The organism is Asticcacaulis sp., assembly GCF_020217185.1.
Classification (GTDB): Bacteria; Pseudomonadota; Alphaproteobacteria; order Caulobacterales; family Caulobacteraceae; genus Asticcacaulis.
On the sequence record NZ_JAIWNX010000172.1, the window covers coordinates 1 to 10,000 of the forward strand.

General features: G+C 64.1%; 11 protein-coding genes. 6 read left to right on the top strand and 5 right to left on the bottom strand.

The window, feature by feature from the left end:
- The coding region (locus LDL37_RS08485; protein WP_290796728.1) for a lytic transglycosylase domain-containing protein at positions 1-769 on the top strand (769 nt) is incomplete at its 5' end.
- Here the strand turns inward: LDL37_RS08485 and ccmA are convergent.
- Genes ccmA through LDL37_RS08500 form a run of 3 tightly spaced genes read right to left on the bottom strand, consistent with a single transcriptional unit; the run spans position 732 to position 3,285 of the window.
- Positions 732-1,511: a heme ABC exporter ATP-binding protein CcmA gene (gene ccmA / locus LDL37_RS08490; RefSeq protein WP_290796731.1), complete on the bottom strand. Its 780-nt coding sequence runs from the start codon at positions 1,509-1,511 to the stop codon at positions 732-734. The genes LDL37_RS08485 and ccmA overlap by 38 nt on opposite strands.
- The gene (locus LDL37_RS08495; protein ID WP_290796734.1) at positions 1,508-2,488 is read right to left on the bottom strand and encodes an iron ABC transporter permease; all 981 of its coding nucleotides are present in this window, start codon (positions 2,486-2,488) and stop codon (positions 1,508-1,510) included. The genes ccmA and LDL37_RS08495 overlap by 4 nt, the downstream gene beginning before the upstream one ends.
- Positions 2,485-3,285, bottom strand: coding sequence for an iron ABC transporter substrate-binding protein (locus LDL37_RS08500; RefSeq protein ID WP_290796737.1), 801 nt, complete (start codon positions 3,283-3,285; stop codon positions 2,485-2,487). The genes LDL37_RS08495 and LDL37_RS08500 overlap by 4 nt, the downstream gene beginning before the upstream one ends.
- Before the next feature lie 79 nt (positions 3,286-3,364).
- Between LDL37_RS08500 and LDL37_RS08505 the strand changes: the two genes are divergently transcribed.
- The 5 genes from LDL37_RS08505 (at position 3,365) to LDL37_RS08525 (ending at position 7,208) form a co-directional block, all read left to right on the top strand.
- Positions 3,365-4,822: a glycosyltransferase gene (locus LDL37_RS08505; protein ID WP_290796740.1), complete on the top strand. Its 1,458-nt coding sequence runs from the start codon at positions 3,365-3,367 to the stop codon at positions 4,820-4,822.
- Positions 4,823-4,872: 50 nt separating this feature from the next.
- On the top strand, positions 4,873-5,805 hold the full coding sequence (locus tag LDL37_RS08510) for a class I SAM-dependent methyltransferase (protein WP_290796743.1): 933 nt from the start codon (positions 4,873-4,875) through the stop codon (positions 5,803-5,805).
- Between the two features lie 4 nt (positions 5,806-5,809).
- Positions 5,810-6,604: an RNA methyltransferase gene (locus tag LDL37_RS08515; RefSeq protein ID WP_290796745.1), complete on the top strand. Its 795-nt coding sequence runs from the start codon at positions 5,810-5,812 to the stop codon at positions 6,602-6,604.
- 280 nt (positions 6,605-6,884) lie between these two features.
- Positions 6,885-7,025 carry a hypothetical protein gene (locus tag LDL37_RS08520; RefSeq protein ID WP_290796748.1) on the top strand — a complete coding sequence of 47 codons (141 nt, stop codon included), beginning with the start codon at positions 6,885-6,887 and terminating at the stop codon, positions 7,023-7,025.
- A gap of 39 nt (positions 7,026-7,064) precedes the next feature.
- A complete protein-coding gene (locus LDL37_RS08525; protein WP_172961272.1) occupies positions 7,065-7,208 on the top strand; it encodes a hypothetical protein in 144 nt (47 codons plus the stop codon).
- Here the strand turns inward: LDL37_RS08525 and LDL37_RS08530 are convergent.
- The gene (locus LDL37_RS08530; RefSeq protein WP_290796752.1) at positions 7,199-7,855 is read right to left on the bottom strand and encodes a glutathione S-transferase; all 657 of its coding nucleotides are present in this window, start codon (positions 7,853-7,855) and stop codon (positions 7,199-7,201) included. The genes LDL37_RS08525 and LDL37_RS08530 overlap by 10 nt on opposite strands.
- A 42-nt stretch (positions 7,856-7,897) precedes the next feature.
- The coding region (gene hrpB, locus LDL37_RS08535; RefSeq protein WP_290796754.1) for an ATP-dependent helicase HrpB at positions 7,898-10,000 on the bottom strand (2,103 nt) is incomplete at its 5' end.

Below are 10,000 nucleotides of genomic sequence, written 5' to 3' on the forward strand. Positions count from 1 at the left end.
GCGCGACCTGTTCAACGCCCTGATTCTGGCGCTGGATGACGTTTTGCCATCCGCCGAGGAGCAGGCCCTGCTGGTCGATCTGGCCGGTACCTATGGCACGCAGGATCTGGCCATGCGCGCGGCGCGCGTCTCTCAGCAACGCGGCTTCTACCTGCCCGAACGCGCCTATCCGCTGCGTGCCCTGCCCGCTGTCAAATCGCCCGAAGGGTCGTTTGTACTGGCCATCACGCGTCAGGAATCGGGCTTTGACCCGATGGTGCGCTCTGGTGCCAATGCCCGCGGCATGATGCAGCTTATCCCACCGACCGCAAAGGGCGTGGCGCGGCGCATGTCGCTGACCTATTCCGACTCGATGCTGTACGATCCCGACTACAATATGCAGTTGGGGGCCTATCACCTCGGGGAACTGGTGGATCGCTTCGGCGGGTCCTACGTCATGGCCGCCGCTGGTTACAATGCCGGGCCAAACCGTCCGCCGCAGTGGATCATCGACTGCGGCGATCCGCGCGGCGAAACAGCCGACCCCATCGCGTTTATCGAATGTGCGCCTTTTACAGAGACGCGCAACTACATGATGCGGGTGATGGAAAACAACGCCGTCTATCGCGCCCGCCTCAATGGCGGCACCGCGCCTCTGACGCCGATGGCCGACCTGAAACGCGGCATGATCATCGCCTACACACCGCAAACGGGCGACAGCGAGGATACGGGCAGCCTGCCGACCGGACCGGTCAACTATAATGAGCTGAAAGCGACGTCAGGGAACTGACCGGACTGGCCGCAAGGTGCAGGGCGGGGCCGTCATCACTGGCACGGAACCCACCGTTCAGGTGGAAAACCTCAGCCAGCAAAGACGGTGTAAAGACCTCTTCAGGCGCGCCAAACCCCGCCACGCGCCCGTCGTGCATGACGCACACCGCATCGCAGAAGGCCGCCGCCAGCCCCAGATCGTGCAGGCTGGCGATCACCATGTGGCCGCGCGCGGCAGCGGCCTTCAGCACGCCCAGTACCTGACGCTGCCAGGCCGGATCAAGCGCCGTCAGGGGCTCATCGAGCAGCAGGACCGGACAGTCCGTCGCCAGAAGCCGCGCCAGCAGCACCCGCGCCTTTTGCCCGCCCGACAACGAAAAGACCCGCTGATGCGCCGCCTCGCTCAGGCCCACCTCACGCAATGCCGCCTCGGCGCGCGCGTCGGCATCGCGAAAGCGCTGCGCGCCAAGTTGCACAATCTCGTGCACGGTCAGGTCCCAACTGATGCTGCGCGCCTGCGGCAGATACCCCATACAGGCGGACCGTTCGGACAGGGATAAGGACGACAGGGCGCGATCGTCGATCCGCACGCCTCCCGCCGACGGCGCCACCAACCCCGCCAGCGCCCGCAAAAGCGTTGTCTTGCCCGACCCATTCGGCCCGACCAGCCCGTAAAGGCGTCCGGGCTCGAAGCGCAGAGACACGTCGCGGACGGCTTCGGTCTGCCCCAGACGGACGCTAAGGCTGTGTGTCTCGATCATCCCTGCACCCATTCCTTCGCGCTTTTCCAGGCCAGAATCGCGAACAGCGGCGCGCCGATCAGCGAGGTCAGCACCCCCAGTCGAATATCCGTCGAGGTCGGCAGCAGGCGCACCGCGCCATCGGCCAGCAGCACCATCACCCCGCCCGCCAGTCCCGAGGGCGCGATCAGCCGATAGGGGTCGCGCACGCCCAGACCCCGCACCAGATGCGGCGCGGCCAGCCCGACAAAACCGATCACCCCCGACACGGCGACGGCCAGCCCGGCCAGCACGCTGATGGCGACAACCGACAGGGCCGCCAGTTGGCGCAGATCGACGCCTTGCGAGCGCGCTGTGTCTTCGCCGAGCGTCAGGAGCCTCAGACCCGGCCCCACCCGCCACAGCAGCAGAGCCGAAAGAAGAAGCCCGCCCGCCGCCATGGCCGCATCCGTCCAGCTACGGTTTTCGACCGATCCCATCATCCAGCCCAGAATTTCGGCGGTGGTCACCGGCGAGGGCGACAGATTGAAGACCAGCGCCATCAGTGCCCCGGTCAGGCTCGACAATCCGACCCCCAGAAGAATCAGGGCCTGCCGGTCCGGAAAGCGGCTGACAAAGGCCAGAATAATCAGCGAGACGCCACCGGCAAACAGCAGGGCAAAGCCTTCGACCGCGCCGGGCGTCAGGCCCAGCCCCAGCACGATGGCGACCGCTGCCCCAAGTCCCGCCCCGCCCGACACGCCCATCAGGCCTGGCTCGGCCAGCGGGTTGCGGAAATAGCCCTGCGCCACCGCGCCGGCCACCCCCAGCATGGCCCCGACCAGCAGCGCACACAGATTACGCGGCAGGCGGATCTGCCACAGGATTTCACCGGCCAGACTGCCGGGCGCGTGCAAGGCCTCGGCATAGTCGGCGGGCCTCAGCGCCACCTCGCCCATGCCCATCAGCAGGACCAGCAACAGGGCCGCCGAAAGGGCCAGAATGATCCCTATTTTCAAGATATTTTCTCCGCCAGCTCAGGCAGGCCAAACGCCGCGTACCACGCACTGCACGCCAGCATCGGGCTGGGGATGGTCACGTGCGCCGCCCGCTCGATTCGCGCCCGCACCAGCGGATGCCGCCCCGGCGCCCGCCGCATGGCGTAGGCATCCTCATAAAAGCCCAGCGCATAGACCTCCGCCCTTTCGCTTAAAAACACTTCGGGCGACAGATAGTAGAAATAGGGTTGCGACGCCACCAGCCTGTGACCGGTCGCGCCGATGACCTGACCCACCCAGGTCGCGGCCCCCGCCGAATAGCCGGAAGGCGTGTAGTAGAGCACCTTTCGCGGACGTTCCGGCACCGGCACCTTTGCCAGAGCCGCCGCCATGTCTTGCGCTTCGCGTGCGCCAGCCTGTGGCACGCCCAGTTGCACCGCCACGTTTCTGACCTCGGCTCCCGCCTCAGAAAAGGTCGAAATCTCATTGATCTGTATAATTTTTATGCCGTGTGCCTGTGCCTGTTTGATCAGTCGGGCATCGCCACCCCAGGTGCGGACAAGAGCATCGGGTTTCAGCGCCAGCAGCGCCTCCAGCGTCGGGCGACGCAGCGGGATCGCCCCGACCCGCGCGCGGTAGAAACTGTCCTGATGGCGCGCGCGTGGCGACAGACTGAGGATAAGGTCAGGGGGCAGGAGCGCCAGCGCATACTGGTCGGCGCACATGTCCAGCGACACAACACGCAGAGGTTTAGTCCAGGCGCCACACGCAAAAAGGCTTGCCCAGCCCAAAATCAACCAGAAGATGATATTTTTCATCCCGTTTACCACCTTGGGTTAGTTATCCACAGGGCTATTTTCGGTCTTAAGTTGTGCCCCTCAGGCCGTGGGGGGAGACATGCCGCCGGAACCTAAACGCATAGCCGTCGAACACGCGGCCCTCGCCGACAGCGCGCGGCCGAACCTATACGTCGTCTCCGATTCCGCAAGAGGCATAGCCGCACTTGATCCGCGTTTTTCGGCGCAATCACCCCCGGTCGTCTGGCAGTGGGCGGCGCTGATGGTGTTAAGCCTGACGCTCATCATCGGTCTGTGGCTGGCGTTCGATGCGATGACGCCATGCCTTTACGGTCTGTGCTGGTCGCTATTCATGACAAATGCGACCGTGAGACTGATCGCCTCTCTTACCCGCCGCACACCGCACAGCGCCCCGCCCCTGACCGATAGCCAGCTGCCCGTCTATACGGTGATTGTCGCGTTGTACAAGGAAGCGGCCATAGCGCCGCAACTGATCACCGCCCTCGAAGCCCTCGACTATCCGCGTCACAAACTGGAAATTCTGTTTGCGCTCGAAGACGATGATGCCGAAACGCTGATCGCCTTTGAGCCGCTTCTGGACCGCGACCGCCATCCGCATCGCCACCATATGCGCGTTGTGCGGGTCGAAAGCGGCACGCCGCGCACCAAGCCGCGTGCCCTGAACCTTGCCCTGAACCGCGCGCGCGGTGATCTGGTGGCCATCTATGACGCCGAGGACATCCCGGCATCGTCGCAGTTGCGCGAAGCGGCCGCCGCCTTTGCCGGCCTGCCCGCACACATCGCCTGCCTTCAGGCCCCGTTGAGGCCCGCCGGGGCACGCAGCTTCATCGCGCGGCAGTTCGCCGCCGAATACGCCGTGCAATTTGACGTGCTGCTGCCGGCCCTGCACCGTTTCGGCCTGACCTTCCCGCTAGGCGGCACCAGCAACCATTTCCGCGCCACGGCGCTGAAAGCCGTCGGAGCCTGGGATGCCCATAATGTCACCGAAGATGCCGACCTGGCCTATCGCCTGGTGCGGTTTGGCTATGGCTGCGGCCTGATTGAGGCCCCGACCCGTGAAAGCCCGCCTGAGGATACACGCACCTGGCTGCCTCAGCGCACGCGCTGGATCAAGGGCCATATGCAAACCCTGCTGGTGCACACCCGCAGGCCGAGCGATTTACCCGTCATGCCGGCTCTTGGTCTGATGCTGAGTCTTGGTCTGAACGTCTTCTCGGCCCTGTGCTACGCCCCGTTCATGGCACTCACGCTCGGTCAGGGATTATTGCATCTGTGGCAACCCGATCTTGGCGGCGTAGCCTTGCCCGATCTGATCCTTCTGGTGTGCGGGATGGGCTTTGCGCAGATCGCGCTCGATACCGGCGCCCGACGCGCAGGTTTGAAACTCAGCCTGTGGGATCGTCTGGGGCTGCCTGTCTATTGGGGCCTGCAATCCTTCGGTGCGCTGTATGCACTTTATCAGCTTGTCGTTCGGCCTTTCCACTGGGACAAGACCGAGCACGCACCAACCGGGGGCGCGGTGACAAACCCGTCATAGCCTTGACAGGAAGATTTGACGCAGGCGGCGGCGGGCGGTATGGCCAGCGCATGACCGAGATCAGCCCGACGCCCCTGACCCTGCGCACCCTGCCGTGGCGCGACTATGCCCTGATTGACTCCGGCAAGGGGCTGAAACTCGAACGCTATGGCGACTATCTGGTCATCCGGCCGGAGCCACAATGCTGGTGGTCGCCGAAATATCCCGAACTGTGGGACAAGGCCGACGCGGTTTTCGACGCCGAGAACGAGGACGAGGATGGCGGCCGCTGGTCCTTCCGTCGCCGCCCGGACGAGCAATGGGCCTTAGGCTATGACCGCGTCAAATTCTACGGGCGCTTCACCGCCTTCCGTCACCTCGCCTTCTTCCCGGAGCAGGCCGCCAACTGGGCGTGGCAGAAGACCGCCATCGAAGCGCGCAACGATCAGCCGCGCGTCCTCAACCTGTTTGGCTATACAGGCGTGGCCAGCCTTGTCTGCGCCGCCGCCGGCGCGCGTGTCACCCACGTCGATGCCTCCAAAAAGTCCGTCGCCTATGCGCGTGACAATGCCGCCCTGTCCGGCATGGAGGACGCCCCCATCCGCTGGATCGTCGAAGACGCCCGCAAATACGTGCAGCGCGAGGTCAAGCGCGGCTCCAAGTACGAAGGCATTATCCTCGATCCGCCGAAATACGGACGCGGCCCGACCGGCGAAGTGTGGCGGCTGTTCGAAGACCTGCCCGAACTGCTCGACCTGTGCGCGCAGCTTCTGTCGGATGACGCGGCGTTCTTCCTGCTCAATGCCTACGCGGCGCGCGTCTCAGGCCCGGCGCTGGCGCATCTGATGGCCGAAACCATTGGCCAGCGTCCCGGCCGTATCGACTATGGCGAACTGACCCTGTGCGAAGACCCGAAGACTCCCAAAGGCGCGAAGCCATCGCTGATCGCCCCGCGCGAATTCGGCATGTCCTTCTTTGCGCGCTGGATGAAGGACCCGGTCTAAGCTCATGTCTATAAAGCAGATTACTTCCCTCACCAACCAGAAGATCAAGGACATCCGCGCCCTGCATATGCGCAAGGAGCGAGAGTCCACCAAGCAGTTTCTGGCCGAAGGTCTGAAGATCATTATCGACGCGCTGGATCAGGAGATCGCGCCGCAAATCCTGATCTATGGCAAGGACGCCGACCACCATCCGCTGCTTCAGCGCGCCATTGACGAGACGCTGAAAGCCCGCGGGCAGGTGCTTGAGGTGACGCGCGACATCCTCGAAAAAATCTCACGCAAGGAAAATCCGCAGATGGTGCTGGCGGTCTTTGCCCAGCGCATCCGGCGTCTGTCGGAGATCGACCCGGACAGCCATGAGGTCTGGGTGGCGCTGGAGCAGGTGCGCGATCCCGGCAATCTGGGGACCATCATCCGCACCGCCGACGCCGCAGCCATCGGCGGCGTCATCCTGATCGGGGATTGCGTCGATCCGTTCAGCGTCGAAACCGTGCGCGCCACCATGGGTTCGATCTTCGCCCTGCCGATCGTCAAATGCACGCGCGAGGAATTTATCGCCGATCGCGGCCGCTGGACCGGCTCCGTCGTCGGCACCTTACTGACCGCCAAACACGATCACCGCAGCGCGCCGTACAAACGCCCGACGCTTTTGCTGATGGGCACCGAACAATCGGGACTGACGCCGGAGATTGCCGATACCTGCGACCTGCACGTCAAGATCCCGATGCGCGGACGGGCCGACAGCCTCAATCTTTCGGTGGCCACGGGCATTATGATCTACGCCGCCTGCGGCCTGTAGGTCACCTCTTATACCAAAGGTCATAAATAATGACCCTTGGTATAAGCATTTTTTCAGCTCAAGCGCCGCATGGCTCCTCGCATAGGCTCGGGCGGACGGGCGCCCTTGCCAACAGCGATTGAGTCCAAATCAATCGCTGTTGGTATTAGCCGGTCCATCGAACAGACGGGTTTCATTACATATTTGTCATTCAGTTTGCGTTCAGATTCAGGGCAGTATGCCTTGGGTGGGGCTTGGGCTGGGTGCTTGGTCCCCTGTACCAACAATGGGATCAACACCAATGAAACTGACCTTGAAACTTCTGGCGGTAGCGGCTGTGGCCGTGACGCTTTCCGGATGCCTGATGTATCTGGAAGGGAAGGCCGACGACAGCCAGGCCTTGCAGCCCAAAAGCGCTCTTACCCTTAAAACGCGCGGATAAACCGCCGTTCCTTCCTCCCCTTACCCAGAAAGATCAGACATGAAATCGCTTATCCTCAAAGTGGCCGCCCTCACCGTCCTCGCTGCCAGCCTGTCGGGCTGCGTCGTCATCGTTAAGGACGATCAGTCGAAGCCCATCCATAACCACGAGACCAAGACGACCACGACCAAGACTCAGGCGTAGTCGTAAGGCCCGCCACGGGACAGGGCGCGTTGATAGGCCTCGCGGGCGTGGATACGTTCGACGAAGCCCCGCAATACCGCGCTTTGTCCCGCTCCGGCGCGGCTCACCGCCGCCTCGACCGGAAAGCTCATCATGATGTCGGCGGCGCTCAAGGCGTTGCCCGCAAACCAGCCGGTGTCCTTCAGCGATGCCTCCCAGAAGGCCAGATGCGTCTTCAGGCCCGGCGTGACCATCCTGGCCTCTAGTCCCTTGGCGATCAGCCCGGCAATCGGGCGTATCAGCCCGGGCACCTTGGCCGGAAGCTGGCTGGTGATCAGTTTCAGCAACAATAACGGCATGGCCGACCCTTCGGCGTAGTGCAGCCAGTAGCGCATCTGTAGCCGCGCCTTGGGGTCTTCGGGCACCAGTCGTCCTTGCGCATAGGTGTCCAAAATATAGTCCACAATCGCGCCCGTTTCGGCGATGGTTAGACCGTTATCGGTAATGACCGGCGACTTGCCGAGCGGATGAATGGCCTTCAGTTCGGGCGGCGCGAACATGTCGGGATCGCGCTGATAGCGCACGATCTCATAGTCGAGCCCCAGTTCCTCCAGAAGCCACAGCACGCGCTGCGAACGCGAATTATTCAGGTGATGGACGGTAATCATGGCAACTCCTCTGGCTTATACGTGAAGTATGAGAAGGTAGTTTTACGTGCCGCGTGGCTTGGCCCGCGTCGTAGGGTCGGCATCGCGGGGGTTTTCCGGCCAGACGTGGCGCGGATAGCGGCCCTTCATGTCGCTGCGCACCTCCGCCCATGAGCCGTCCCAGAAGGCGGGGAGATTTTTCGTAATCTGGATAGGTCGATGCGCCGGCGACAACAGGGCGAGCGTCAGCGGCGTCCGCTGCGGTCCCACCACGGGGTGTTGCGTCACGCCATAAAGCTCCTGCACCCGCACCTCCAGCCTCGGCCCGCCCTCGGCCCCATAGTCGATGCGGATATTCGACCCCGTCGGCATCCGCCAGTATTCGGGCGCCAGTGTATCAAGCGCGCGTTGCTGGTCATAATCCAGTCGCCCCAGCAGGGCCTGAGACACGTCGCTGGCGGTCAGCGACAGCAGGGGCCGCCCCGCGGCATAGGGCCCCAGCCAGTCGGCCAGACCGCTCAGCAGGGCCTCATCCGACAGGTCGGGCCAGGTGGGGTCCTGCGCGTGCAGAAAATTGACGCGCGCGCGCAGGTTTTCGGCATTTTCGGAAAATTTGAGGACTTTCAGGCCCTTGGTACGGATTTCTTCAGCCTCAGCCTCAATCAGCAATTCCGGCGGCACGGAGGGTAAAGGCTGGCTCGACAGGATCAGTTCACCGAATCGCACCTGCGCCAGCGCGCGGTAACGGCCATTAAAGCGCTCCAGCACGGTGCGCTTTTCCAGTCGGTCGGCAAACAGGCTTATGACCTCGGCCTCGCTCAGGGCGGCCCCCAGCAGCACGCGGTCGCGCCCGGCCCCGCCGCCCAGATCGCCGACGGCGATATAGGCCGCGCGCGCCAGTGGATCATGTTCATCGACATAGACGCCGCGCCCATTGGCCATGACAAATTCCCCGGCCTTCCCCCGCGCCTTGGCCACGCGCTCCGGGAAACATTCGGCCAGCAGGGCATGCACCGATTTGACGGCGGTTTGCGCCGACGCTGCGTCCTTTGGCACGTCACGCACCAGTTGCCCGGCCAGACGCGCCCAGGTCTGCGCCAGTTGCCGCGCCTGCGTCACCTTGGGCGAACGGTCCTTCGACAGGCCCTCCAGCCGCAGGTCGAGATCGGTGGCCTTGCCCCCCAGACCGTTTTCTGACAACAGAACGGCCAGCGCTGCCCCCTGATCGCTCAGGCCGTCACGCGCGGCCAGCAGCAGCATGTGCCCCAGACGCGGCGACATGGGCAGCCGCCCGACCAGCCGACCGTGCGGCGTGACTTCACCCTTTGCGTCGAGGATATCCAGCCCGCGCAGCAGCTTTTCGGCCTCCTGTAACGCGGCTCTGGGCGGGTGGTCGAGCAGAGCTAATCCGTCGGTCGATTTTGCCCCCCACAGGCGCAGGTCGAGCACCAGCCGCGACAGGTCGGTATCGAGGATTTCCGGCCGCGCAAAGGGGATCAAAGACCGGTCATTTTCTTCGTCCCACAGGCGGTAGCAGTCGCCCGCCTGCGTCCGCCCGGCCCGCCCGCGCCGCTGATCGGCGGCGGCTTTTGAGACGCGCTCGGTCACCATGCGCACCACGCCGCGCGCCGCATCGAAGCGCCCCAACCGCGCCACGCCGCTATCGACCACCATCGACACCTTGTCGAGCGTCAGCGAGGTTTCGGCAATGGCAGTGGCCAGCACGATGCGCGGCGTGCCGGGGGCGTTTTTGGCCAGCACCCGCGTCTGATCCCTCGCCTCCATCGCGCCATACAGCTTGTGCACCTCGATGAAGGGCGGCAGGCCCTTTTCGGCCAGCAGAGTCGCCACGCGGTGGATTTCGCCCTGCCCCGGCAGGAAGACCAGCATCGTCTCGGCGCGCTCGGGCGTCAGCTTAGCCGCCACCCGCGCCACGACCTTCGCCACATCCTCTTCCAGCCGCAGCGTCTGATCGCGGCCGGTATAGTGGGTGGTCACCGGAAAGGCGCGACCCAGCGAATGAAACACCTCGGCATCGGGTAAGACGCTGCGGACCCGCTCCCCGTCCAGCGTCGCCGACATGACAAGAATACGCAGATCGTCTCGCAGGACGCTCTGGCTGTCGCGGGCGAAGGCCAGCCCCAGATCGGCGTCGAGGCTGCGTTC

Excerpts from the sequence above, each read along its gene's own strand:
- ccmA (WP_290796731.1), bottom strand. The coding sequence starts at position 1,511 with ATGATCGAGACACACAGCCTTAGCGTCCGTCTGGGGCAGACCGAAGCC.
- LDL37_RS08500 (WP_290796737.1), bottom strand. The coding sequence starts at position 3,285 with ATGAAAAATATCATCTTCTGGTTGATTTTGGGCTGGGCAAGCCTTTTT.
- LDL37_RS08505 (WP_290796740.1), top strand. The coding sequence starts at position 3,365 with ATGCCGCCGGAACCTAAACGCATAGCCGTCGAACACGCGGCCCTCGCC.
- LDL37_RS08510 (WP_290796743.1), top strand. The coding sequence starts at position 4,873 with ATGACCGAGATCAGCCCGACGCCCCTGACCCTGCGCACCCTGCCGTGG.
- LDL37_RS08515 (WP_290796745.1), top strand. The coding sequence starts at position 5,810 with ATGTCTATAAAGCAGATTACTTCCCTCACCAACCAGAAGATCAAGGAC.
- LDL37_RS08520 (WP_290796748.1), top strand. The coding sequence starts at position 6,885 with ATGAAACTGACCTTGAAACTTCTGGCGGTAGCGGCTGTGGCCGTGACG.
- LDL37_RS08525 (WP_172961272.1), top strand. The coding sequence starts at position 7,065 with ATGAAATCGCTTATCCTCAAAGTGGCCGCCCTCACCGTCCTCGCTGCC.
- LDL37_RS08530 (WP_290796752.1), bottom strand. The coding sequence starts at position 7,855 with ATGATTACCGTCCATCACCTGAATAATTCGCGTTCGCAGCGCGTGCTG.